The 23,825-nt window shown below is 72.8% G+C and carries 25 protein-coding genes and 1 riboswitch; of the genes, 15 read left to right on the top strand and 10 right to left on the bottom strand.

Translation table 11 applies throughout. From position 1 onward, the window contains the following. The first annotated feature begins 78 nt into the window (after window positions 1–78). The 3 genes from AC0VYN_RS33595 to otsB are packed head-to-tail and all read left to right on the top strand — an operon-like array spanning window position 79 to window position 2,511. A complete protein-coding gene (locus tag AC0VYN_RS33595; protein WP_475534011.1) occupies window positions 79–1,344 on the top strand; it encodes an ABC transporter substrate-binding protein in 1,266 nt (421 codons plus the stop codon). 35 nt (window positions 1,345–1,379) lie between these two features. Next, a complete protein-coding gene (locus AC0VYN_RS33590) occupies window positions 1,380–1,604 on the top strand; it encodes a DUF3263 domain-containing protein (RefSeq protein WP_077797979.1) in 225 nt (74 codons plus the stop codon). 34 nt (window positions 1,605–1,638) lie between these two features. Further along, window positions 1,639–2,511: a trehalose-phosphatase gene (otsB, locus tag AC0VYN_RS33585; RefSeq protein ID WP_475534010.1), complete on the top strand. Its 873-nt coding sequence runs from the start codon at window positions 1,639–1,641 to the stop codon at window positions 2,509–2,511. 61 nt (window positions 2,512–2,572) lie between these two features. On the opposite strand, the gene AC0VYN_RS33580 is transcribed toward otsB, so the two are convergent. After that, complete coding sequence (locus tag AC0VYN_RS33580) at window positions 2,573–3,961, bottom strand: alpha,alpha-trehalose-phosphate synthase (UDP-forming) (RefSeq protein WP_475534009.1); 1,389 nt, start codon at window positions 3,959–3,961, stop codon at window positions 2,573–2,575. Window positions 3,962–4,122: 161 nt separating this feature from the next. Here AC0VYN_RS33580 and AC0VYN_RS33575 point away from each other — a divergent pair, with 161 nt between their 5' ends. Next, window positions 4,123–4,806 (top strand): hypothetical protein, encoded by a 684-nt coding sequence (locus AC0VYN_RS33575; protein WP_475534008.1) that lies wholly within the window; start codon window positions 4,123–4,125, stop codon window positions 4,804–4,806. A 36-nt stretch (window positions 4,807–4,842) separates the two neighbouring features. Here the strand turns inward: AC0VYN_RS33575 and AC0VYN_RS33570 are convergent, their stop codons facing one another. Further along, window positions 4,843–5,814, bottom strand: coding sequence for a glucosyl-3-phosphoglycerate synthase (locus tag AC0VYN_RS33570; RefSeq protein WP_475534007.1), 972 nt, complete (start codon window positions 5,812–5,814; stop codon window positions 4,843–4,845). A gap of 141 nt (window positions 5,815–5,955) precedes the next feature. Beyond that, window positions 5,956–6,111: riboswitch (SAM riboswitch) on the top strand. An 18-nt stretch (window positions 6,112–6,129) separates the two neighbouring features. On the opposite strand from AC0VYN_RS33570, the gene thrC reads away from it, so the two are divergent. From thrC to AC0VYN_RS33540, 6 genes are all read left to right on the top strand, one after another. Then, a complete protein-coding gene (gene thrC, locus AC0VYN_RS33565) occupies window positions 6,130–7,440 on the top strand; it encodes a threonine synthase (RefSeq protein ID WP_475534006.1) in 1,311 nt (436 codons plus the stop codon). Then, window positions 7,437–7,712, top strand: coding sequence for a MoaD/ThiS family protein (locus AC0VYN_RS33560; protein WP_451686537.1), 276 nt, complete (start codon window positions 7,437–7,439; stop codon window positions 7,710–7,712). Before thrC ends, AC0VYN_RS33560 begins: the two co-directional genes overlap by 4 nt. Before the next feature lie 441 nt (window positions 7,713–8,153). Continuing rightward, window positions 8,154–8,357, top strand: a complete 204-nt coding sequence (locus AC0VYN_RS33555; RefSeq protein WP_004929928.1) for a cold-shock protein — start codon at window positions 8,154–8,156, stop codon at window positions 8,355–8,357. Window positions 8,358–8,703: 346 nt separating this feature from the next. Continuing rightward, entirely contained in the window at window positions 8,704–10,326 is a 1,623-nt protein-coding gene (groL, locus tag AC0VYN_RS33550) for a chaperonin GroEL (protein WP_189233956.1), read from the top strand. Between the two features lie 227 nt (window positions 10,327–10,553). Beyond that, window positions 10,554–11,684, top strand: a complete 1,131-nt coding sequence (locus tag AC0VYN_RS33545; RefSeq protein ID WP_475534005.1) for an NADH:flavin oxidoreductase — start codon at window positions 10,554–10,556, stop codon at window positions 11,682–11,684. Window positions 11,685–11,838: 154 nt separating this feature from the next. Continuing rightward, entirely contained in the window at window positions 11,839–12,411 is a 573-nt protein-coding gene (locus tag AC0VYN_RS33540; RefSeq protein WP_475534004.1) for a dihydrofolate reductase family protein, read from the top strand. A 36-nt stretch (window positions 12,412–12,447) separates the two neighbouring features. On the opposite strand, the gene AC0VYN_RS33535 is transcribed toward AC0VYN_RS33540, so the two are convergent. From AC0VYN_RS33535 to AC0VYN_RS33525, 3 genes are all read right to left on the bottom strand, one after another. Then, complete coding sequence (locus AC0VYN_RS33535; protein ID WP_475534003.1) at window positions 12,448–13,029, bottom strand: hypothetical protein; 582 nt, start codon at window positions 13,027–13,029, stop codon at window positions 12,448–12,450. 74 nt (window positions 13,030–13,103) lie between these two features. Further along, window positions 13,104–14,039: an N-acetylmuramic acid 6-phosphate etherase gene (murQ, locus tag AC0VYN_RS33530; protein ID WP_475534002.1), complete on the bottom strand. Its 936-nt coding sequence runs from the start codon at window positions 14,037–14,039 to the stop codon at window positions 13,104–13,106. Between the two features lie 129 nt (window positions 14,040–14,168). Then, window positions 14,169–15,122 (bottom strand): MurR/RpiR family transcriptional regulator, encoded by a 954-nt coding sequence (locus AC0VYN_RS33525; RefSeq protein WP_475534001.1) that lies wholly within the window; start codon window positions 15,120–15,122, stop codon window positions 14,169–14,171. A gap of 55 nt (window positions 15,123–15,177) precedes the next feature. Here AC0VYN_RS33525 and AC0VYN_RS33520 point away from each other — a divergent pair, with 55 nt between their 5' ends. Both AC0VYN_RS33520 and AC0VYN_RS33515 read left to right on the top strand, forming a co-directional pair. Further along, the gene (locus AC0VYN_RS33520; protein ID WP_385458316.1) at window positions 15,178–15,561 is read left to right on the top strand and encodes a hypothetical protein; all 384 of its coding nucleotides are present in this window, start codon (window positions 15,178–15,180) and stop codon (window positions 15,559–15,561) included. Between the two features lie 10 nt (window positions 15,562–15,571). Next, on the top strand, window positions 15,572–15,859 hold the full coding sequence (locus tag AC0VYN_RS33515; protein ID WP_475534000.1) for a DUF4031 domain-containing protein: 288 nt from the start codon (window positions 15,572–15,574) through the stop codon (window positions 15,857–15,859). Here the strand turns inward: AC0VYN_RS33515 and AC0VYN_RS33510 are convergent. Next, window positions 15,832–16,911, bottom strand: coding sequence for a GNAT family N-acetyltransferase (locus AC0VYN_RS33510; protein WP_475533999.1), 1,080 nt, complete (start codon window positions 16,909–16,911; stop codon window positions 15,832–15,834). The two genes, AC0VYN_RS33515 and AC0VYN_RS33510, sit on opposite strands and share 28 nt — an antisense overlap. Before the next feature lie 10 nt (window positions 16,912–16,921). Continuing rightward, complete coding sequence (locus AC0VYN_RS33505) at window positions 16,922–17,584, bottom strand: HD domain-containing protein (RefSeq protein WP_385458313.1); 663 nt, start codon at window positions 17,582–17,584, stop codon at window positions 16,922–16,924. A 47-nt stretch (window positions 17,585–17,631) separates the two neighbouring features. Here AC0VYN_RS33505 and AC0VYN_RS33500 point away from each other — a divergent pair, with 47 nt between their 5' ends. Continuing rightward, window positions 17,632–18,315 (top strand): maleylpyruvate isomerase family mycothiol-dependent enzyme, encoded by a 684-nt coding sequence (locus tag AC0VYN_RS33500; RefSeq protein WP_475533998.1) that lies wholly within the window; start codon window positions 17,632–17,634, stop codon window positions 18,313–18,315. Between the two features lie 130 nt (window positions 18,316–18,445). Further along, window positions 18,446–19,135, top strand: a complete 690-nt coding sequence (locus tag AC0VYN_RS33495) for a copper homeostasis protein CutC (RefSeq protein WP_451686523.1) — start codon at window positions 18,446–18,448, stop codon at window positions 19,133–19,135. 125 nt (window positions 19,136–19,260) lie between these two features. Here the strand turns inward: AC0VYN_RS33495 and AC0VYN_RS33490 are convergent, their stop codons facing one another. After that, on the bottom strand, window positions 19,261–21,306 hold the full coding sequence (locus AC0VYN_RS33490) for a HelD family protein (protein WP_475533997.1): 2,046 nt from the start codon (window positions 21,304–21,306) through the stop codon (window positions 19,261–19,263). A gap of 275 nt (window positions 21,307–21,581) precedes the next feature. Here AC0VYN_RS33490 and AC0VYN_RS33485 point away from each other — a divergent pair, with 275 nt between their 5' ends. Beyond that, a complete protein-coding gene (locus AC0VYN_RS33485) occupies window positions 21,582–21,767 on the top strand; it encodes a hypothetical protein (RefSeq protein WP_475533996.1) in 186 nt (61 codons plus the stop codon). A gap of 4 nt (window positions 21,768–21,771) precedes the next feature. Here AC0VYN_RS33485 and AC0VYN_RS33480 read toward each other — a convergent pair whose 3' ends face one another. Continuing rightward, complete coding sequence (locus AC0VYN_RS33480; RefSeq protein ID WP_475533995.1) at window positions 21,772–23,415, bottom strand: DNA repair helicase XPB; 1,644 nt, start codon at window positions 23,413–23,415, stop codon at window positions 21,772–21,774. Between the two features lie 83 nt (window positions 23,416–23,498). Next, window positions 23,499–23,702 (bottom strand): hypothetical protein, encoded by a 204-nt coding sequence (locus AC0VYN_RS33475; protein WP_475533994.1) that lies wholly within the window; start codon window positions 23,700–23,702, stop codon window positions 23,499–23,501. Window positions 23,703–23,825 lie beyond the last annotated feature (123 nt).

Genomic DNA, 23,825 nt, shown 5'->3' with positions numbered 1-23,825 from the left:
AGAGGTCTAGTCCACTCGCGTGGTGTAGACCTTAATCCGGTAAACGGACAGTGACATGAGCAGGGCGGGGCGGGAACGGTGCAGCGGCGCAGGACTGGAACGATCGCGGCGGTGTCCGCCCTGGGGTTGACGGTGCTCCTCGGCGGCTGCGGGCTCACCGGCGGCTCCGACGAGGTGACGCTGAAGCTGGTCGCCGCCGACTACGGCGACAGCAAGGCCAACAGCTCCCAGGAGTACTGGGACGAGCTGGCCAAGTCCTTCGAGGCCCAGCACCCCGACGTGCACGTGGACGTCACCGTCTACTCCTGGAACGACGTCGACCGCAAGGTCCGTGAGATGGTCGAGGCCGGCGAGGCCCCCGACCTCGCGCAGATCGGCGCCTACTCCGACTACGCGGCCCAGGACCTGCTCTACCGGGCCGACGACGTGCTCTCCATCCCGGTCCAGGCCGACTTCGTCTCCCAGCTCGCCGCCGCCGGCCAGGTCCGGGGCGTCCAGTACGGCCTGCCGTTCGCCGCCTCCACGCGCGTGCTCTTCTACAACAGGACCCTCTTCGACAAGGCCGGCGCCACCCCGCCCAAGACCTGGGACGATCTCGCCGAGGCGGCCGGGAAGCTCGAGGCGGAGGGCGTGAAGTACCCGTACGCCCTCCCGCTGGGCCCCGAGGAGGCGCAGGCCGAGACGATGCAGTGGATGCTCAGCGGCGGCGGCGGCTACACCGACAACGTCGGCACCTACTCCGTCGACTCGCCGCAGAACGTCACCACCTTCGACTGGCTCAAGGACGAACTGGTCGGCAAGGGCCTCACCGGCCCCGTCGCCCCAGGCAGGCTCAACCGCGCCGACGCCTTCGCCGCCTTCGCCAAGGGCGAGGTCGGCATGCTCAACGGCCACCCCTCGCTGATGAAGGCGGCGTCCGCCAAGGGCGTGAAGTACGGCATGGTGCCCACCCCCGGTGCCGACGGGGCAAGCAGGACCACGCTCGGCGTCACCGACTGGATGACGGCCTTCAAAAAGAACGGCCACCGGGAGGAGATCGGCGACTTCCTCGACTTCGTCTACAGCGACGAGAACGTCCTCGACTTCTCCCGCGAGTACGACCTGCTGCCGGTCACCACCTCCGCGTCCCAGGTGATGAGTACGGCGGCCGAGGACAAGGACCTCAAGCCCTTCCTGGACGAACTGCTGCTCTCCGAGCTCTACCCGGTCGGCAAGACCTCCTGGGCCTCGGTCAGCGCGGACGTGAAGAAGCGCATCGGCCAGGCGGTCCTCCCCGGCGGCAGCCCCTCGGAGGTCCTCGGCCAGATCCAGGCGACGGCCATGCGGGCGGGCAGCGGCGAGTAGTGCCGCTGTCGGCGTCGGGCGTTACGGTGCCCTGCATGGACCTCGGAGCAAGGGAACGCGGCATCCTCGCGCTGGAGCGCCGCGGCTTCGCGGGCCCCGGCGCCAAGGAACGCGCGATCCGTGAGGAACTGGGCCTGGCCCCGGTCCGCTACTACCAGCTCCTCAACGCCCTCCTGGACGACCCGCGCGCGCTGGCCCTCGACCCGGTGACGGTCAACCGGCTGCGCCGGGTGCGGGAGTCGCGGCGCGGCGAGCGCTGAGGTTGATTTCCGCGCGGCGGGATAGGTTCGCCTCATGGGCAGCCACCAGGACCTCACCCCCGACTCCCAGGGCGCCGACCACGTGCCGACGCCCGTGACCGAGGCCGGCCGCGAAGGGCTCGACGCCCTCCTCGCCCGCCCGGGCCGCGCGGTGATCGCGCTCGACTTCGACGGCACGCTCGCCCCGATCGTGCCGGACCCCGACCAGGCCCGCGCCCACCCGGACGCGGTGCCCGCGCTCGAGGCCCTCGCCCCGAAGGTCGCCTCCGTCGCGGTGATCACCGGCCGTCCGGCCGAGGTCGCCGTCCACCACGGGGGCTTCGCGGACGTCCCAGGCCTGGACCACCTCGTCGTCCTCGGCCACTACGGCGCCGAGCGCTGGGACGCCGCCACCGGCACCGTCACCGCCCCGCCGCCCCACCCGGGCGTGGCCGCCGTCCGGGCCGAGCTGCCGGGACTGCTGGAGCGGTCCGGAGTGGGAGAGGGCACCTGGATCGAGGAGAAGGGCCGGGCGGTCGCCGTGCACACCCGCCGCGCAGCCGATCCGCAGGCCGCCTTCGAGGCCCTGCGCGCGCCGCTGGCCGGCCTCGCCGCACGTCACGGGCTCGTCGTCGAGCCGGGCCGCATGGTGCTGGAGCTTCGGCCGCCCGGCATGGACAAGGGGGTCGCGCTGCGCGAGTACGCGCGGGAGACGGGTGCCGGGGCCGTCCTGTTCGCCGGTGACGACCTCGGTGACCTGCCGGCCTTCGCGGCGGTCGGAGACCTTCGCGCCGAGGGCGTACCGGGGCTGCTCGTGTGCAGCGGCAGCGACGAGGTGGCCGAGCTGCGGGAACAGGCCGACCTGGAGGTGGACGGGCCCGGGGGCGTGGTGGCGCTGCTGCGGGGGCTGGCGGCGCGGTTGCGGTAGGGCGGTGCGGGAGGCGCGACTGCCCGCGGCCGTGCTCGCGGCGGCGGGCAGTCGGGCGGGGTCAGGACCTCAGGGCCTCTAGCTGGTCCAGGAACCAGCGGGCCGGGGGCAGGGCCGTTCCCGCCGCGGCCAGCCGCTTCGAGCGCTCCGCCCGTTCCCCCGGGCCCACGGACAGCGCCTCGTGCAGCGCGTCCGCCGTTCCGGCGACGTCGTACGGGTTCACCACCACCGCGTCGTCGCCCAGCTCCTCGTACGCCCCGGCCTCGCGCGACAGCACCAGCACGCACCCCTCGTCGGAGACGACCGGCACCTCCTTCGCCACCAGGTTCATCCCGTCCCGGATCGGGTTGACCAGCGCCACGTCCGCCAGCCGGTACGCCGCCAGCGACCGCGCGAAGTCGTCCCTCACGTGCAGCACGACCGGCTTCCACCCGGCCGTCCCGAACTCCGCGTTGATCTCCTCCGCGACCCGCTGCACCTCGGCCGTGTAGTCCCGGTACACGGCGAGGTCCTGCCGCGACGGGTAGGCGAAGGCGACGTGCACGACCCGCTCCCGCCACTCGGGCCGGTCGGTGAGCAGCTGCCGGTACGCCAGCAGGCCGCGCACGATGTTCTTGGACAGCTCGGTCCGGTCCACCCGGACGATCGTCCGGCGCCCCTCGCCGATCTCCTCGCGCAGCTTCGCCATCCGCTCGTCCACGTCGGCCTCGTGCGACCGCTTCCGCAGGAAGTCCGCGTCCGCCCCCAGCCCGTGCACGCCGATCTCCGTGCCGCCGAGCCCGCCCACCAGCGCCTCGCAGCAGGCGGTGAACGCGTCGGCCCACCGCCGGGTGAGGAAGCCGAGCCGGTCGGCGCCCAGCATCCCGCGCAGCACCTGCTCGGCGATGTCGTCCGGCAGCATCCGGAAGTAGTCGACCGGCGCCCACGGCGTGTGCGAGAAGTGGCCGATCCGCAGGTCGGGCCGCAGCTCGCGCAGCATGCCCGGCACCAGCGTCAGGTGGTAGTCCTGCACGATCGCGACCGCCCCCTCGGCGGCCTCCTCGGCCAGCGCCTCGGCGAAGGCCCGGTTGTACGCCTCGTAGGACGCCCACTGCCGCCGGAACTCCGCGTCGAAGACGGGCTCGACGGGGGTCTGGTACAGCATGTGGTGGACGAACCACAGCACCGAGTTGGCGATCCCGTTGTACGCGTCCGCGTGCACGTCGGCCGGCACGTCCAGCATCCGCACGCCGTCCTCGCCCACCCCGCGCCGCACGGCCTCGCGGTCGCCGTCGCTCAGCGCCGAGCAGACCCACAACGCGCCCGCGTCCGGCCCGATGGCCGACAGACCGGAGACCAGCCCGCCACCGCCGCGTCTGGCGTGCAGCGAACCGTCCTCCCGCACCTCGTACGAGACGGGCCCCCGATTGGAGGCGACGAGCACCTGAGCAGCACCGAAGCTTGAAGCCATACGCCTCAACCTAGCCCGGCCCCCAAATCCTCAAACGTGCCCGTGCGTCACCTCGGTCGCGATTTGGTCACGTGACTTGTGTGGATGCTGTGAACACATCAAGTATGCGAGGTGCACATTTCAGAGATCAGGGGGTGGGCGCCGTGCTCGTACGAAGGCGCATGAACAGACTCGCCGGTGCCGCGGCGACGGTCGCGGTCTCCGCGCTGGCACTCGCCGGCTGCGGCGACGGGACCGCGGACGCGGCGGCGGACGAACGGTCGGCGGCGGCCACCGCGACACCGGGCGACGCGAGCCCCACGGCCGAGGCGTCCCCCACCGGGGCGACGACCTCCGCGCCCGCCCCGACACCGACACCGACGCCGACACCGACCCCCGTGACGCTGCCCGACTTCACCGGGCGGAGTGCCGGGTCGGCCGTCCTCGCGGCGAAGCGGGCGGGACTCGGCTACACCGTCCGGCTCCAGGGCACCGGTCGGCAGGCCTCCTCCTGGGGCACGGGGGAGAAGGTCTGCGAGCAGACCGACGGCCCCGGTGGCGTGACCTTCAGCGTCCCCCGCGACGGCCGCGACTGCGCCGGGCGCCTGCTGCACACCCCGAAGCCGACGCCGACCCCCGAACCGGCCAGGACACCGGACACGGGCGGCTCGGACACGGGCACCGGGGCCGGCACGGGCACCGGCGCCTGCGAACTCACCAGCCCCGCGGGCAACTGCTACGCCGACGGCCAGTTCTGCGCCAAGAAGCACCGCGGTCTGAGCACCCACGGCCGCGGCGGCGAGTACCTGACCTGCGAGCCGGACTCCGCCGGCCGCTGGCGCTGGTCGGACGGCGTCTCCGGCTGACGCTTGCGGGCCCCCGGCGGGAACAACCCCGGGGGCTCAGGCCACTCTTCTGGCCGCGTACTCCGCGATCTGTGTCATCGGCGGGCGTTCCTCGGTGTCCACCGAGTAGGTGCGCGGCTCGAAGCCGGTGCTGCCGCGTTCGAACTGGGTCAGCGACGGCCGGACCAGATGGCCGCGGGCCAGCCGGAGCTGGGCGGTGCGGTAGATCGCGGCGGACATCCGGCCCAGGGCCTGCCCGTCCTGGTGCCGGTGCCTGCGGACGCCGACGTCGACCTGCGCGAGGGCGTCCAGGCCCACCAGGTGCAGGGAGTCGACCAGCATGCCCAGCTCCACCCCGTAGCCGACGGGGAAGGGGAGCCGTTCGAGGAGCGAGCGGCGGGCCGCGTACTCACCGCTGAGCGGCTGGACGAAGCCGGCCAGCAGCGGCCAGTGCAGGTTGAGCAGCGGGCGGGCCATGAGTTCCGTGACCCGCCCGCCCTGGCCGGCGGACTCGGGGCCGCCGGCGTGCCCGTCGGGCATCGTGAGCGGGCGGTCGTACATGGCCTTGACCAGGTGGACCTCCGGGTCGGTGAGCAGCGGGCCCACGATGCCGGAGACGAAGTCGGCGGAGAACTCGCGCAGGTCGGCGTCGACGAAGCAGACGATGTCGCCGCCGGTGACCAGCAGCGAGCGCCACAGCACCTCGCCCTTGCCGGGCACGGCGGGGATGCGGGGGAGTATCTCGTCGCGATGGACGACGCGCGCCCCCGCCGCCGCGGCCACCGCCGACGTGCGGTCGGTCGACCCGGAGTCCACGACCACGAGCTCGTCGACGAGCGGGATCCGCCGCATCAGCTCACGGCGGATCACCGTGACGATGTCGCCGACGGTCGCCTCCTCGTCGAGCGCGGGCAGCACCACGCTGACCGACTGGCCCGTGGCACGTTTGGCGGCCATGATCTGGGCGATCGTGCGGTCTGCCACGGACCAGGAACGCGCGCCAAGCCAGCGCTCGACTTCTTCCAGCACGGTCGGTGGGCTCCTTCGTGATCCATCTCGCGGTACGGACGACTATCTCAACAGTCGTGGCCGTCGGTTACAGTCTTGAACAACGCGGAGGACCGGCGCATGCCGGGTCACCGTGTGCACCAGCGCAAAACAACCACATACCGCTCATCCAGAGGGGCAGAGGGAAACGGCCCGATGAAGCCCCGGCAACCCTCCAGTCGGTTCTCGTAGATCACTGTCGATCGCAGCGCGAGGCTCCCGGCTAGGGAAGGTGCCAAATCCGTCTCACGGCGAGATGCGTCGTGAGGAAGATGAGGAGAAAGGGCCTCGCCTCACATGGCTGTGCAGACTGTCGCAAGCAGCACCGACACCACCGCTTCCCCCGCTTCCCCCGCCTCCCCCGTGGACCTGGGCCCCGCCGCGGCGCTCTCCTGCCGCGAGTGCGGCCACCGCGTGCCCCTCGGCCCGGTCTTCGCCTGCGAGGAGTGTTTCGGCCCGCTGGAGATCGCCTACGACTTCTCGGCCTACGACACCGAGGAGCTGCGGAAGCGGATCGAAGCGGGCCCCGCGAACATCTGGCGCTACGCGCCCCTGCTGCCCGTCCCGGCCGACGTCGCGACCAAGCCGAACATCAATCCGGGCTGGACCAAGCTGGTCGAGGCCGGGAACCTGGCCCGCGAGCTCGGCGTCACCGGCGGCCTGTACGTCAAGGACGACTCCGGCAACCCGACGCACTCCTTCAAGGACCGCGTCGTCGCCCAGGCCCTGGAGGCCGCCCGTGCCTTCGGCTTCACCACCCTGTCCTGCTCCTCCACCGGCAACCTCGCCGGCGCCGTCGGCGCCGCCGCCGCGCGGGCCGGCTTCCGCTCCTGCGTGTTCATCCCGCACGACCTGGAGCAGGGCAAGGTCGTCATGGCCGCGGTCTACGGCGGTGAACTCGTCGGCATCGAGGGCAACTACGACGACGTGAACCGCTTCTGCTCCGAGCTGATCGGCGACCCGGCCGGCGAGGGCTGGGGCTTCGTCAACGTCAACCTGCGGCCGTACTACGCCGAGGGCTCCAAGACCCTCGCGTACGAGATCTGCGAGCAGCTCGGCTGGCGGCTGCCCGACCAGCTCGTCGTCCCGATCGCGTCCGGCTCCCAGCTCACGAAGATCGACAAGGGCCTGCAGGAGCTGATCGGGCTCGGCCTGGTCGAGGACAAGCCGTACAAGATCTTCGGCGCGCAGGCCGAGGGCTGCTCGCCGGTGTCCACCGCCTACAAGGCGGGACACGACGTCGTGCGCCCCCAGAAGCCGAACACCATCGCCAAGTCCCTCGCGATCGGCAACCCGGCCGACGGCCCCTACGTGCTCGACATCGCCCGTCGCACCGGTGGCGCGGTGGAGGACGTGACCGACGAGCAGGTCGTCGACGCGATCAAGCTGCTGGCCCGCACGGAGGGCATCTTCGCGGAGACCGCCGGCGGTGTGACGGTGGGCGTCACGAAGAAGCTGATCGAGAACGGCGTGCTGGACCCGTCGCTCACCACGGTCGTCCTCAACACCGGCGACGGCCTCAAGACCCTCGACGCGGTGGCCGGCACCGGCCTGACCGCGACGATCCGCCCCAACCTGGACTCCTTCCGAGAGGCTGGCCTCGCATGAGCGTGACCGTTCGCATCCCCACCATCCTGCGCACCTACACCGGCGGGAAGGCCGAGGTCGCCGCCGACGGCGCGACCCTCGCCGAGGTCATCTCGGACCTGGAGAAGAACCACACCGGGATCGCCGCCCGCGTCCTGGACGACCAGGGCAGGCTGCGCCGCTTCGTCAACGTCTACGTCAACGACGACGACGTCCGCTTCGAGCAGGGCCTGGAGACGGAGACCCCGGACGGCGCCGGCGTCTCGATCATCCCGGCGGTCGCGGGCGGCTGAAACGCCCCCTTCGTTACCTTCGGTAAACGGCGTCACTCCGCGTTCAGCGAATTGCCCCCTCCCGGGAGAGAAGTGGAGGGGGCAATTCCATGTGATTGAGCGCGGTAGAGTTGGGGAACGCGCTCCCGATCACCGGGACGGCGCCCCGGAATTCCTGCCCCCGGCCCGACAAGATGTAGCCAAAGTGTGGGCGTATTTCGCGGCTTTTGTTCTCTTTGTGTAGCCCGACTTGACCCGAATTCAGGCGCATTGTCGCCACATTCCGGACCGGCTACGTCCAGATTTCTCGTCCGATTGCCCTGTTGCAGACGGCAGTTGGACAGATACATTCGGCCGCGGTCGACGCGTTCCGGCGCACGCCCCCACCCATTGGGGGGTGAGGTCTGACCCGGATCCGCGAAGTGCGGATCTGTGCAAGGGCCAGTAATAGGGGAGTTAGGCATGGCTCAGGGCACCGTCAAGTGGTTCAACGCGGAGAAGGGGTACGGCTTCATCGCGGTCGACGGTGGTGCGGATGTTTTCGTCCACTACAGCGCGATTCAGATGGACGGCTACCGCACCCTCGAAGAAGGCCAGCGGGTCGAGTTCGAGATCTCGCAGGGTCAGAAGGGCCCGCAGGCCGACATGGTTCGCCTCAGCGCCTGAGACGTGCGGCCACCGCAAGCCAACGGTCTTCTCCGAAGGGCCCGTACCCCCTGGGGTGCGGGCCCTTCGGCCTGCCCGGGCCCAGGCCCGGACCCCGGGGGTCCGCGCGGGCCGGTGTTCGCGGGCGGCTGAGCGACCGGCTCGATCCCCGGGGGGCGCTTGCACTCGGCAGGGGCGAGTGCTAATCATTGCGTTAGCACTCTGAAGGTGAGAGTGACAACGAGGACCGGGTCGGTGAGGCCCGCGGGCCGGGTGGGGAAGGAACCCACGAGGCCGGCGAGCCGTCCGTCGCGGGCGCGGGCGCGGTCCGAAGGAATCACCCCCAGTCCTGGAGGGACCACTTCACATGGCCAAGATCATCGCGTTCGACGAGGAGGCGCGGCGCGGCCTCGAGCGCGGCATGAACCAGCTCGCGGACGCCGTCAAGGTGACGCTCGGCCCCAAGGGCCGCAACGTCGTCCTCGAGAAGAAGTGGGGCGCGCCCACGATCACCAACGACGGTGTCTCCATCGCCAAGGAGATCGAGCTCGAGGACCCGTACGAGAAGATCGGCGCCGAGCTGGTCAAGGAAGTCGCCAAGAAGACGGACGACGTCGCCGGTGACGGTACGACCACCGCGACCGTCCTCGCCCAGGCCCTGGTGCGCGAGGGTCTGCGCAACGTGGCCGCCGGCGCCAACCCGATGGCCCTGAAGCGCGGTATCGAGAAGGCCGTCGAGGCCGTCTCCGCCGCCCTGCTCGAGCAGGCCAAGGATGTCGAGACCAAGGAGCAGATCGCCTCCACGGCCTCCATCTCCGCCGCCGACACCCAGATCGGCGAGCTCATCGCCGAGGCCATGGACAAGGTCGGCAAGGAAGGCGTCATCACCGTCGAGGAGTCCCAGACCTTCGGTCTGGAGCTGGAGCTCACCGAGGGTATGCGCTTCGACAAGGGCTACATCTCGGCGTACTTCGCCACCGACATGGAGCGGATGGAGGCGTCGCTCGACGACCCGTACATCCTCATCGCCAACTCCAAGATCGGCAACGTCAAGGACCTGCTGCCGCTCCTGGAGAAGGTCATGCAGTCGGGCAAGCCGCTGCTGATCATCGCCGAGGACGTCGAGGGCGAGGCCCTGTCGACCCTGGTCGTCAACAAGATCCGCGGCACCTTCAAGTCCGTCGCCGTCAAGGCCCCGGGCTTCGGCGACCGCCGCAAGGCCATGCTCGGCGACATCGCCATCCTCACGGGCGGCGAGGTCATCTCCGAGGAGGTCGGCCTCAAGCTGGAGAACGCCTCCCTCGACCTGCTGGGCAAGGCGCGCAAGGTCGTCATCACCAAGGACGAGACCACGATCGTGGACGGCGCCGGCTCCGCCGAGCAGGTCCAGGGCCGGGTCAACCAGATCCGCGCCGAGATCGAGAACAGCGACTCGGACTACGACCGCGAGAAGCTCCAGGAGCGTCTGGCGAAGCTGGCCGGCGGCGTGGCCGTCATCAAGGCCGGTGCCGCCACCGAAGTCGAGCTCAAGGAGCGCAAGCACCGCATCGAGGACGCCGTTCGCAACGCGAAGGCGGCCGTCGAGGAGGGCATCGTCGCCGGTGGTGGCGTGGCCCTGCTCCAGGCCTCCCAGGTCTTCGAGAAGCTGGAGCTCACGGGTGACGAGGCGACCGGCGCCAACGCCGTGAAGCTCGCCCTGGAGGCCCCGCTGAAGCAGATCGCCGTCAACGGTGGTCTCGAGGGCGGCGTCGTCGTGGAGAAGGTCCGCAACCTGACCGTCGGCCACGGCCTGAACGCCGCGACCGGTGAGTACGTCGACATGATCGCCGAGGGCATCATCGACCCGGCGAAGGTGACCCGTTCCGCGCTGCAGAACGCCGCCTCCATCGCCGCGCTGTTCCTCACCACCGAGGCCGTCATCGCCGACAAGCCGGAGAAGGCCGCCGCGGCCGCCCCGGGCGGCATGCCGGGCGGTGACATGGACTTCTGATCGACCGGTTCCGGTTGATCGACCGTCCTTCACGTACCGAGGGCGGCACCCCTGGCCACGGCCGGGGGTGCCGCCCTCGGGCGCGTCGTGCCCCGTGGCGCCGCGGGCGTGTGTGAGCCGGGTCACGGATGACGGGCCACCGGAATGGCGGTGGCGGGTGTGCCGGTTGCACGGATGCAGGCATGCATGCGTATGCACATACCGACTGGTACCCCTGAGGAGCCCCCATGACCGTCACCGCCCCCGACGCCGCCTCGCGCGCCGCGCGGATCCTCGCCCGCCCCACCGTCATCAACGGCCTGACCGTGCCGAACCGGATCGCGATGGCGCCGATGACCCGCATGTTCTCCCCGGGCGGCATCCCCGGCGAGGACGTGGTCTCGTACTACTCGCGCCGCGCCGCCGCCGGTGTCGGCCTGATCGTCACCGAGGGCACGTACGTCGGCCACGACTCCGCCGGGCAGAGCGACCGCGTGCCGCGCTTCCACGGCGAGGAGCAGCTGGCCGGCTGGGCGAAGGTCGCCGACGCCGTCCACGCGGCGGGCGGCACGATCGTGCCGCAGCTCTGGCACATCGGGATGGTGCGCAAGCAGGGCGACCAGCCGTTCCCCGACGCCCCCGCCGTCGGTCCCTCGGGCCTGCGCATCGGCGAGGACGAGGTCACCGGCAAGGCCATGACCAAGCGCGACCTGGACGACGTCGTCGGCGCCTTCGCGGAGGCCGCCGCCGCCGCCGAGCGCATCGGCTTCGACGGCGTGGAGATCCACGGCGCCCACGGCTACCTGGTCGACCAGTTCCTGTGGGCCGGCACCAACCGCCGCACCGACGCCTACGGCGGCGACCCGGTGGCCCGGACGAAGTTCGCCGCGGAGATCGTGGCCGCCGTGCGGGAGAGGGTCTCGGCCGAGTTCCCGGTGATCTTCCGCTACTCCCAGTGGAAGCAGGACGCCTACGACGCCCGCCTCGCCGAGACCCCCGAGGAGCTGGACGCGATCCTCGCCCCGCTCGCCTCGGCCGGCGTCGACGCCTTCCACGCCTCCACCCGCCGTTACTGGCGCCCCGAGTTCGACGGCTCCGACCTCAACCTGGCCGGCTGGACCAGGAAGCTGACCGGGAAGACCGCCATCTCGGTCGGCTCGGTCGGGCTCGACGGCGAGTTCGGCAAGGCGTTCCAGGGCGAGGGCGCCGCGCTCGGCAGCCTCGACGACCTCCTGGACCGCATGGAGCGCGACGAGTTCGACCTCGTCGCCGTCGGCCGCGCCCTCCTCCAGGACCCGCAGTGGGCCCGGAAGGTCCTCGACGGCCGCTTCGACGAGCTGACCCCCTTCGACGCGGCGGCGCTGAAGACCCTGAGCTGACCCGCGGCCCGCTCCGGACACGTCGACCGGCCGGGGGAGCGACACGGCGACCGATGAGTTCTCACGGGCGCCGCGGTCGTACAGGGTGAGGGCAGCAGGGGACACCCGGAGCCACGGGAGCCCCGGAACCACGAGACACCCAGGAGAACCCCAGATGCGCACGCTGATCAGCACCGCCTTCGTCTCGCTCGACGGTGTCGTGGAGGCGCCCGGCGGCGAGGCCGGTTACCGGAACGCGGGCTGGACCTTCAAGGACCTGGAGTTCCTCCCCGAGGCGTACGAGATCAAGGGCCGGGAGCAGAAGGAGGCCGGCGCGATGCTGCTCGGCCGGGTCAGCTACGAGGCGTTCAGCGCGGTCTGGCCGGACATGGCGGACTTCGCCGACTACAAGGTGATGCCGAAGTACGTCGTCTCCACCACCCTCACCGACGGCGACCTGGTGGCGAACTGGGGCGAGACCACGATCCTGCGCTCGCTCGACGACGTCGCCGCGCTGAAGGAGACGGAGGGCGGCCCGATCATCGTGCACGGCAGCGCCACCCTCAACCGGGCCCTCTCGGACGCCGACCTCGTCGACCGCTACCACCTGCTGGTCTTCCCGCTGCTCCTCGGCGCCGGGAAGCGGCTGTTCAGCGACACGGACAAGGACACCCAGCGGCTGCGGCTCGTCGAGCACGAGGCCTACGCCAACGGCATCCAGAAGAACGTCTTCGACGTCGTCCGCTGACACCGGTGACGCCGGCATCGCCCACCGGTGCCGGCGTCAGCCGATTGGGCCGCCTCCGCCCATCGGCTCGACGTCCACCCGCACCGGCGTCCCCCACACGCGCAGCACCTCGTAGTCCGTGAACTCGTGCACCAGCCGGTACGCCATGGCCGCGCGCGGGGCGCGCAACTGTGCGGCGATGTACAGCTCGGCCTCGCGGCGGTCGCGGCGCGGGGTGCCGCACAGCTGCCACGCCTGGCCGTTCCACAGCTCCGGCAGCCAGCGCTGCTGGGGCTGCGGACGGTCGCCGCGCACCCCGTAGCGGGACGGGACCGGCTCGGTGGGCCGGGTCGGGAGGGGGCCGCCGTTGTACTCGGCGCGGCGGGCGGCACGGCGGCGGGTCTCGCACAGCAGGCACAGGTCGGGGGCGGCCTTGTCGACCGGCCCGTTCGGGTGCTCGGGGCAGCGCGTGCTGGGGGCCGCCGTGGTGACGCTCTCCTCCAGCTGGTCCAGCGCGCGCTTCAGGTCGGCGCGGATCTCGTGGAGCTTGGCGTCCGGCGTGTCGGCGGTCAGGGCCTCGCCGTGCTCACCGAGGAGACGCAGGGCGCGGCCCAGAGCGGTCAGCTGGGCGTGGTTCATGCTCCTCAGGGTCGCACACGGCGCCGGCGAACCCGCCCGCTGCGCCGCCCGGGGGGCCGGCGCCCGGCGTGCGGTCAGCCGTTCGCCGCCGCCAGCGCGGCGCGCAGATGACCGTCGGAGTCCGCCAGGAGGCGGGCGGCCGTCGGGCCGTCCACATCGGCCAGCAGGGTCAGGATGGCGTCCTTGACCTCGCCGTCGGTGGCGGCCAGGGCCCGCTCGATCTCCGCGTGCCCGGCACCGGTGGCGAGCGCGACGATCCGGCGGGAGCGGGCGCGCAGCTTCTCGTTGGAGGCACGGACGTCGACCATCAGGTTCCCGTACGTCTTGCCGAGCCGGATCATCGTGATCGTCGACAGCATGTTGAGGACCAGCTTCTGCGCCGTACCGGCCTTCAGCCGGGTGGAGCCGGTGATCAGCTCGGGGCCGGTGACGACCTCGATGCCGTGCTCGGCGGCGGCGGCCAGCGCACTGCCCGCGTTGCAGGCCAGGCCGACGGTCAGCGCACCGAGCGCGCGGGCGTGCTCGACGGCGCCGACGGCGTACGGCGTGCGCCCGGAGGCGGACACGCCGACCACCGCGTCGTCGGCGGTGAGGCCGAGGGCGTCGAGGTCGGCACGGGCCAGCCCGGCCGAGTCCTCGGCGCCCTCGACGGAGGTGACCATGGCCTCCGGGCCGCCCGCGATCAGGCCGACGACCTGCCCCGGCCGGGTGTTGAAGGTGGGCGGGCACTCCGAGGCGTCCAGCACGCCGAGCCGGCCGGCGGTGCCGGCGCCCGCGTAGACCAGCCGGCCGCCCCGGCTCATCCGGGCGGCGATGGCGTCGACGGCGGCGGAGATCTCGGGCAGCCGCGCCGCGACGGCGGCGGGCACGGTGCTGTCCTCGCCGTTCATCGCCCGCGCGATGTCGAGGGTGGACATCCGGTCGATCTCGGCCAGCTCGGGCCGGAACGCCTCGGTGGTCATCGTCTCCAACTGGGAACGGAGATCGGGGTGATGGGGGGTGGAGGTCATGTGGCAGCGGCTCTCTTCGACTTCGGTGTCTGTACGTGCCCGCCGGGCGCGGGGCGTTCCGGTGCGCGGCTCCGCCGCGTGGGCGCGGACGGCCGGACCCGGCCGCGGCCGCCCGCGGTGATCGGGTCCTTACGGTCTGCCGCGCGACCCGTGCCGGTGGGCCAACGCCTCGTAGGAGGCCGCCAGCGCCGGCGCGGCCGACTCGTACGTGTGCTGCGCCACTCCCACGAACAGGCAGTCCACCACCAGCAGTTGACTGGTCCGCGAGGACATCGCCGCCGGCCGCAGCTCGCTCTCCCGCGCCGTGGACGTGGTCAGTACGTGGTCGGCGTACTGCGTGACGGGGCTGTCGGGGCGGCCGGTGATCGCGACGGTCGTCGCACCGCGTTCGAAGGCGACCCGCAGCGGCTCGATGACGTCCCCGGTCGACCCGGAGTGCGTGATGGCGAGGGCGACGTCCCCGGCCCGCAGCTGCACCGCGTTGGTCACGGCGAGGTGGGGGTCGCTCGGGGCGTGGGCTATCAGCCCTATGCGCAGGAGCTTCTGGGTGAGGTCCTGGGCGACCAGCCCGGAGGCGCCGATGCCGTACACGTCGGTTCGGCGGGCGGCGGCGAGGGCGGCGACGGCCGCGCCGAGCTGGACGGTGTCCAGTCCGGCGGCGGTGTCGGCGAGGGTCTGCTGCTCGTCGTAGGCCAGCTTGGCGACGACGTCGCCGATCGGGTCGTCGACCGCGATGTCGGTCGTGATGGCGGGTGCGCGCCCCGACTGCTGCTGCGCGGCGAGCCCGGCGAGCGCGAGGCGCAGATCCCGGTAACCGGGGTATCCGAGCAGGCGGGCGGTGCGCACGACGGTGGCCTCGCTGGTGCCGGTCAGCTCGGCGAGGCCGGTGACCGTGAGGGCCGCGCAGCCGGCCGGGTCGCCCGCGACGGCCTCGGCGACCCGCTGCATGGAGCGGGTCATCGACGGTGCCAGCGTGCGCACCTTGGCCGCGAGGGCGGCGGGCGCGGGCGGTGCGCCGCCGCCTCCGGTGGCGCGGCGGCCGCCGGACGCGTTCGCGAAAGTTTCCTTCACGTCATCGGTCACTCATGAAAGATATTTTCGTTTCGGTCTGCGGGTCAAGAGTGCGCACAATGGGGGCATGGACCCCATCAGCCCCCTGGAGCAGGCCCTGCACGCCGCACGCGCCCTCGTGCTCGCCGACCTGGTGGCGGGCCAGGTGGCCGAGGCGGACGTCGTGTCGCTCGTCGAGGAGTCCGTCGTGCAGCGGCGCTGGTGGGTCGAGCAGTGGCCCGAGGGCGCGGAGTTCGTGGCCGGACTCGTCGCGCAGGACGTCCAGGACGCCCTGCTGGAGCGGTACGGCCGCTGGCCGCTGTGCCCGGTGTGCGGCTCCGGCGACCCGCACGCGCTGGACGTCGAACCCGAACTGGGCCCGGACCCGCACTGGGTGTGCGGCAAGGCCGGGGTGAAGGTCGCGGCGGTCGGCTCGCTGGGTGCCGCCACGGGCGGCGCGCAGTCGTCGTGAGGGCGCCCCGGTGACCGTCTACATCGATCCGCCGCAGTGGCCGGGCCACGGCCGCCTGTGGTCGCACCTCGTCAGTGACGTCTCCTTCGCCGAACTGCACGCCTTCGCCGAGGCGTTGGGCGTGCCGCGCCGTGCCTTCGAACGCGACCACTACGACATCCCCGCCCACCGGTACGCGGACGCCGTGTCCGCCGGCGCCCAGGAGGTCAGCAGCCGCGAGGTCGTACGGCTGCTGCACGGGGCGGGGCTGCGCCGGCGCAAGGGCGCGGGTCAGCCGCGCGAGCCGCGCAGCTCGTAGGCGAACTCCTCCTCGCCCTCGCCCGCGACCCGCGTGAAGCCGGCGCGCGCGATGACGGCCTGGGACGGCAGGTTGCCGGGCTCGGTCCGGGCGAACACGGACGTCACCTCCTCGCGCTCCAGCGCCCACGCGGACAGCGCGCGCAGGCCCTCGGTGGCGTACCCGTGGCCCCGGGCGGCCTCGGCGAGGTCGTAGCCGATCTCCACCCGGCCGTCCTCGTCGGGCGGGCCGTGGAAGCCGATGCCGCCGACCGCGCGCCCGTCCTCCGTGCGCACGAGCGTGAACACCCCCCACTCCGGCCGGTGCACGCCCGCCTCGTACGCCTTCAGCAGCATCCCGGCGGCGTCCCGCGTGCCCTGGTACGGCCCGCCGTCGACCCACGCGAACCCGCCGTCGCCCTCCGCGGCGAGGTCGGCGGCGGCGGCGGGGGTGACGCCCTGGAGGGTGAGGCGCCCGGTGGGGATCACGAGGTTGTTGCTCCAGCGCCACTCGGTGAGCGGGGCGCGTCCGGGCAGGTCGCCGCGGCCGGTGGCCCACAGCAGGGTGCGCCAGGGGTCGGAGCCCGGCTGGACCTGCGGGAAGATCCGGGTCAACACGTCCTCGCACAGCCCGGCGGGCGGCTCGTAGGCGAGGCCGAGGCCCTCGGCGATGTCGTGCGTGTGCACCAGGACCTCGGTGACGCCCATCGCGGCGAAGCCCTCGCGGCTCGCGCTGCGGAACGGGTACGGATGGAAGGCGCGGACCTCGCGCGGGGTGGTGCGGACGGTGGCGGCCAGCAGCGCGCCGGTCGTCCCGATCACCTGGAGGACGTCCTCGTTGCCGGTGCCGTCGTCGAGGGTGATCTCGAACGGCACGTAGGCGCCGGTGGCGCGTCCGGCGAGCTGGCCCGCGTACGCGATCAGGTCGCCCGCGACGTGCTCCGCCGTGTACCGGCAGGTCCACTCCAGCCGCCCGGCCCGCACTCCCTCCCAGTCCCGGTCCGCCGCCGTGCGGAGCAGCGCCACCGCGCCCGCCACCGCCTCTTCCACCTGATCCCCGCCCATGGTCCGCATGCGGGGCACGTTACGGGGCCGGGTCACCGTCGGGCGACAGCATTTCCAGCTCTCCGACGAGGTTGTGCCGGGCGGTCGCCTCCCACTCCCGCCGGCCGTGCGGCGTACGGAACAGCCGGGGGAGGGAGAGGAGTTGGCGGAGAATCGCCGCGCGTCCCCCGCGGAAGGCGTCGTTCGGCACGAAGTGGTACTCCGCGCGGACGGCGGCCGTGTAGGCGGCGTACGCCGACGGGGGCGAGGCGAGGACCGCCAGGTCGGCGTCGCACAGCACCTGGCCGTCGCGGTCGTCGTCGGCGGGGTCGTGGGAGACGGTGAGCCGCACCAGCCGGGCCACCTCGGCGGTCTTCCCCGCCGGCACGCCGGCCTCGGGCAGCGCGCGCTCGGCCAGCCGCGCCGACCGCTCCTCGTTCTCGGAGCGCTCGGGCAGGTAGACCGCGTCGTGGAACCAGGCGGCGAGCCGTACGACGTCGGGGTCGTCCGCGTACCCCTCCAGTTCGTCGACGCGGTCGAGGACGGCGGTGAGGTGATCCAGCGTGTGATAGCGGCGCTGGGGCTCCTGCCAGCGGGCGAGCAGGTTGCCGGCGTAGGGCGCCGGGTCCGGTCCGGTGCCGGAGCCCCGGGCTCCGTTCAGGGCACGGGCGAAGCGGGCGCGCAGGGCGTCGGGATCGGGCATGCCCTCATTCTCCCGCGATCGGCCCGCTGCCCCCTAGCGTGGAGCCCATGACGACTCCTGCTGACGTGCACGACGTACGCGACCCCGAACTGCCCGGGCGGCTGCTGGCCGTCGAACGGGACGAACTGGTGCCGCTGCTGCGGGCCCGGTCCGACGACGACTTCGCGCTGCCGGTGGCGGCGTGTCCGGGCTGGACCGTGCGGGACGTGCTGGCGCACTGCTCGGCCGCGCTGATGCGGGTGGTGGAGCGCCGCTTCGAGAAGGGCGTCTTCTCGCCCGCGTCCAACGACCGGGACATCGCCGAGCGCGCCGACTGGGCGAACGCCCGGATCGTCGACGAGCTGGAACGCGGCATGACCGAGGCCGGGCCGGTGATCGGCCGGGCGGGCGGTGTGCTGGACCGGGTCGCGCTGGGCGAGTGGGTGCACGCCGGTGATGTGCGGGTGGCCTTCGGCGAGCCGGGGGCGTACGCGGGGCGCGGGCTGCCGGACGCGCTCACGCTGCTGACCACGGTCACCCGGGACCTCGGCCACGTCCCGCTGCACGCCGACCTCGACGACGTGGACGAGCCGCTGAAACTGGGCGAGGTGAGCGGCGCGCGGCCGCCGGGGCGGTTCATCGGCGACGCGGCGACGCTGGTGCGGCTGTACGCGGGGCGGCCGGTGGACGCCGGGGCCGGGTACGAGCTCGCCGGGGTCGAGGCGGGGGAGCTGAACATCTTCGGCGACTGAGCGGCGGCCGGTCCCGAGGGGAAGGGAAGGTATCCCCTGGCGGGCGGCCGGGGCGTAGGCTTGGATTGGACTAGACCTGTAGCGGTCCGGACAGCCGAGCAAGCCGACGAAGCCCGACGAATGGGGTCCCATGAGCAAGCGTGCAGTCCTGGAGGTGATCGCCCTCGACGTCGAGGACGCGGTCGCCGCCCAGGCCGGAGGCGCGGATCGCCTCGAACTGGTCACCGACATGGCGGCCGACGGCCTCACCCCGTCGGCCGGGACCGTCGCCGCGATCCGCGCCGCCGTCGACATCGACCTGCGGGTGATGCTGCGGCTCGCGGACGGGTTCGACGCCGGGGACGTCGAGCGGCTGACACGGGTCGCCGTCGAGATGCGGGAGGCGGGGGCGGACCAGTTCGTGCTCGGGTTCCTCGACGCGGACGGCGACGTGGACGTGCGGGCGGTGGAGCGGATCGCCGGGGCGCTGCGGGGGTGCCGGTGGACCTTCCACCGGGCCATCGACCGGGCCGCGGACCGGGACGCGGTGCGCAAGCGGCTCGCGGACTTCCCGGGGCTGGACACCTATCTGACCGCCGGGGCGGCCGGCGGCGTGGACGAGGGCATGGGCGTGCTGCTCGCGGAGGCGCGGCGGCGGGGTGAGCCGGGGTACGAGCAGCAGCTGCTGGTCGGGGGCGGCCTGCGCCTGGAGCACGTGCCGGGGCTGCTGGACGCGGGGATCGACGGCTTCCACATCGGCGGCGCGGCACGGCCCGCGGGGTGGGACGGCCCGGTGTCGGAGCAGGCCGTCGCCCAGTGGCGGCGGGTGCTGGGGGGCTGAGCACCCCCGGCCGGTCCGGCGCGGGCGCCGGTGCCCCCGGCCGCGCGGCCACTCGGGCGCCCGCGCTCACACCGACGCCTCGGCGACGGCGCCGCGCCGCGTCCGCCGCCCGGCACCGTGCCGGCTCAGGCGGTCAGCTGCGGGGGCAGGTCCGTGCCGTGCGTCACGATCAGCCCCGAGACCGCTCGGGTCAGGCACACGTACAGGCGGCGCAGGCCCGTGCGCTCGTCCGGCTCGCCGTCGACCACGGCCCGCGGCTCGTCCAGGACCACGTAGTCGTACTCCAGGCCCTTGGCCAGCGAGGCCGGGACCAGAGTCAGGCGGGTGGCGTGGGTGGTCTCCTCGCCGGGGCCGAGGTGGCCGATCCCGGCGGCGGCGAGCGCGTCCGCCAGCTCCGGCACGCGCGCGTCGGCGGCGATCAGGCCGACCGAGCCCTCCCGGGACAGCAGCTCGCGGCACGCCGCCACCACACCGGCCGTCCCCTCCGCCGCGCGGATCTCGAAGAAGCCCGGGTTCTCACGGATCGACGCCACCGGCGTCAGCCCGGGCGCGATGGACGGCAGCAGCCGCGAGGCGTACGTGATGACGTCCGTCGGCACGCGGAAACCGGCCGTCAGCTCCTCGATCACCGCCTCGCCCTTGCCCAGGTGGGCCAGCGCCTCCTCCCAGCTCCGCGTCGCCCAGGGCGTGGTGCCCTGCGCCAGGTCGCCGAGGACCGTCGCCGAGCCGGTGGTGCAGCGCCGGCCCACCGCGCGGTACTGCATGGGGGAGAGGTCCTGCGCCTCGTCGAGCACCACGTGCCCCAGGGAGTGGGTGCGCTCGATCAGGTCGGTCGCCTCGTCGATCAGCACGGCGTCGGCGGGCGCCCACCGGGCGGACTTCACCGAGCGGGCCGGCCTCACCCACAGGATCGCCTTCTGCTCGTCCTCGGTGAGGACGCCCCCGGCGTGCTCGGCGAGGAAGTTCGCGTCGGTCAGCAGGCGCAGCACCAGCTTCGCCGGGTCGACCTGCGGCCAGACGGCCTTGACCGCAACCTTCACCGCGGCGTCGCGCGCCACCGCGTTCTGCACCCGGTCGTCCGGGGCCTCGCCCGCCCGCTCCATCTGCACCAGCACGGCGTGCGCGACGCGCTGCGGAAGGGCCTCGCGGGCGGCGCCGTAGCGGATGTCGCGGGCCAGCAGCTCGCGGACGATCTCCTCCAGCTCGTACGCCGCCACCCGCCAGCGGCGCGAGCCGCGCACGACCACGATCCCCTCGGCGGGCGGCGTGACGTGCGAGTACAGGGCCCGGCGCAGCACCTCCGCCATCCGCGCGTCGCCCTTGATCACCGCCGCCGCGGCGTCGTCCGTGCCGCGCACCTCGACGTGCGCGACCAGGTCGTCGACGGTGGCCTGGCGGACCGTCAGCTCGCCGAGGGCGGGCAGGACCTGCTCGATGTAGTGCAGGAAGGACTTGTTCGGCCCGATGACCAGGGTGCCGGCGCGGGCGAGCCGCTCGCGGTGGGCGTACAGCAGGTAGGCGACCCGGTGCAGGCCGACGGCGGTCTTGCCGGTGCCGGGGCCGCCCTGCACGCAGACCGACCCGGCGAGCCCGGCGCGCACGATCTCGTCCTGCTCGGGCTGGATGGTCGCCACGATGTCGCGCATCGGGCCGACGCGGGGCCGCTCGATCTCCTGCTGGAGCAGCTTGCTGGTGGCCGCCGCCTCGGCCGGGTCGGACAGGTGCTCGTCCTCGTACGCCGTCAGGTCCCCGCCGGTGTACCCGAAGCGGCGGCGCAGCCCGACGTCCAGCGGGTCCTTCTTCGACGCCCGGTAGAAGGGCTGGGAGACCGGCGCACGCCAGTCGATCACCATCGGGTCGCCGTCCGCGTCATGGACGTGCCGGCGCCCGATGTAGAAACGCTCCCCTTCCCCACCCTCCGCCAGCTCCGCCCCCGGGGCGTGCAGGTAGTCGAGCCGGCCGAAGAACAGCGGGGTGTCGCTGAGGTCGGCGAGCGCCTTGATGCGGTCCTCGATCTGGGCTTCCAGCACCGCGGCGTTGACCCAGTTCGCGGTGACGTCGCTGATGTCGAGGGACTCGACGTCCTCCCGCATGGCCCGCAGCGCGGAACGGGACGCGGCCAGGTGGGCGCGCTCGCGGGACAGGGGGTCGTCGTGGACGGGCGTGGACAAGGGGGTGCCTCCGGATGACCTGCGGTTCGTCGGGCGCGGGCTGCGCGAGGGGCCGGCCGGTTTCCGTCCGGCCGGCGGCGCTCCGTGAGGGAGGCGGGCAAGAGCGGAGATTCTAGGGGAACGGACGCGGCGCGGGCCAACGGTTTCCGCACCCCCTAGGGGACCGGGCCCCCGGTGGTCGGGGACGCGCTCCCTCCACGGTCGTAGCGGACGGTGGCGCGGGGTCGGTCCGGAGACCGATGACAGCCGTATGTCCGGAATCGCACTATGGAGACATGAGCGCAGCAACCATCTCCCCCGCCCCGGCACCGGTCCGCCCGCCCGGCGCCACGCCCGTGGCCGGCAGCCACCGGCACCGGCTCGGTGACGCCGTGCGTGCCGTCAAGGTGTTCGCGGGCGCCGCCTTCGACGTGGTCGTCCTCGGCGAGTACGGCGAGGAGGCCGGCGTCCGCCGCCGGTGACGCCTCAGCCCTCCGCCAGCAGCTCGTCCGCGTCCATGATCCGGTACGCGTAGCCCTGTTCCGCCAGGAAGCGCTGGCGGTGGGCGGCGAAGTCCTGGTCGAGGGTGTCGCGGGCGACCACCGAGTAGAAGTGCGCCTGGTGGCCGTCGGCCTTGGGGCGCAGCACCCGGCCCAGGCGCTGGGCCTCCTCCTGCCGCGAACCGAAGGTGCCCGACACCTGCACGGCGACCGTCGCCTCCGGCAGGTCGATGGAGAAGTTCGCGACCTTCGACACCACGAGGACACTGATTTCGCCCTGCCGGAAGGACTCGAAGAGCTTCTCCCGCTGGGCGTTGGACGTCTCGCCCTTGATGACCGGCGCGCCCAGGTGCTCGCCCAGTTCGTCGAGCTGGTCGATGTACTGGCCGATGACGAGGATCTGCTGCCCGGCGAAGCGGCGCACGATCGCCTCCGTCACCTTCCGCTTGGTCGCGGTCGTCGCGCAGAAGCGGTACTTCTCCTCCGTCTCGGCGGTGGCGTACGCGAGCCGCTCGGAGTCGGTGAGGTTGACCCGGACCTCGACGCAGTCGGCGGGTGCGATGTAGCCCTGCGCCTCGATCTCCTTCCACGGCGCGTCGAAGCGCTTGGGGCCGATGAGCGAGAACACGTCCGACTCGCGGCCGTCCTCGCGGACCAGCGTCGCGGTCAGGCCGAGCCGCCGGCGCGCCTGGAGGTCGGCGGTGAACTTGAAGACCGGCGCCGGCAGCAGGTGCACCTCGTCGTAGACGATCAGCCCCCAGTCCCGGGAGTCGAACAGCTCCAGGTGCGGGTAGACGCCCTTCCGCCTCGTCGTCAGCACCTGGTAGGTGGCGATCGTGACGGGCCGGATCTCCTTCCTCGTCCCGCTGTACTCGCCGATCTCGTCCTCGGTCAGCGAGGTCCGCTTCACCAGCTCGTGCTTCCACTGCCGGGCCGAGACGGTGTTGGTGACGAGGATCAGCGTCGTCGACTTGGCCTGCGCCATCGACCCGGCCCCGACCAGCGTCTTGCCCGCGCCGCACGGCAGGACGACGACACCGCTGCCGCCGTGCCAGAAGTTCTCCACGGCCTGCTTCTGGTACGGGCGCAGCGCCCAGCCGTCCTCGGCCAGCTCGATCGGGTGCGCCTCGCCGTCGACGTACCCGGCGAGGTCCTCGGCCGGCCAGCCCAGCTTGAGCAGCGTCTGCTTGATCTGCCCGCGCTCGGAAGGGTGCACGGCCACCGTGTCGGGATCGATGCGGGCGCCGACCAGCGGCGCGATCCGCTTCGACTTCAGGACCTCCTCCAGCACCGGCCGGTCGGTGGTCGTCAGGACCAGTCCGTGCGCGGGGTGCTTGGAGAGGGTGAGGCGGCCGTAGCGGTCCATCGTCTCGGCGATGTCGACGAGCAGCGCGTGCGGCACCGGGTAGCGGCTGTACTGCACGAGCGCGTCCACGACCTGCTCCGCGTCGTGACCCGCCGCCCGCGCGTTCCACAGGCCCAGCGGGGTCACCCGGTAGGTGTGGATGTGCTCGGGTGCCCGCTCCAGTTCGGCGAAGGGCGCGATGGCCCGGCGGCAGTCGTCGGCCTGCTCGTGGTCGACTTCCAGGAGCAGGGTCTTGTCGGACTGGACGATGAGCGGACCATTCACGGGCGGCACCCTTTCGCGTGCGTACGGCCGGACGACGGCACGGCCAATCGTCCAGTGTGCCTGATCGCGGCGCGAAGGGGCGGCTACCGCCGCGTGAGGTGCCCGGCCAGCGGGCCCTCCCCGGTGATCCCCGCGGTGACCGGCGGATCGACGCCCGCCGTCGGCAGCGGCAGCGGCGGCCCGGTGACCTCGGGGGCGAGCGAGCCGAAGAGGGCGGCCGCGGTGATCAGGGCGGCGACGGAGACGGCGACGGCGGGGCGGGCGGTTTCGGGAAGCTTCGTGTGCACGGGACGGTCCGGCCTTTCGCGGGACGGGCCGGCTCCAGGGAGAGGGCTGGGGCCGGCCCGTGGACGGCGGGATGCGGGACGGACGGGTCAGAGGGCGAGCCCCCGCCCGGGTCGATGCCGGCC

Source organism: Streptomyces sp. 63XJN7_1_ISO-PGPR-S23-121, from assembly GCF_056173025.1.
The sequence above is the reverse complement of the archived record's forward strand: the minus strand, read 5'-3'. Positions and strand labels throughout refer to the sequence as shown.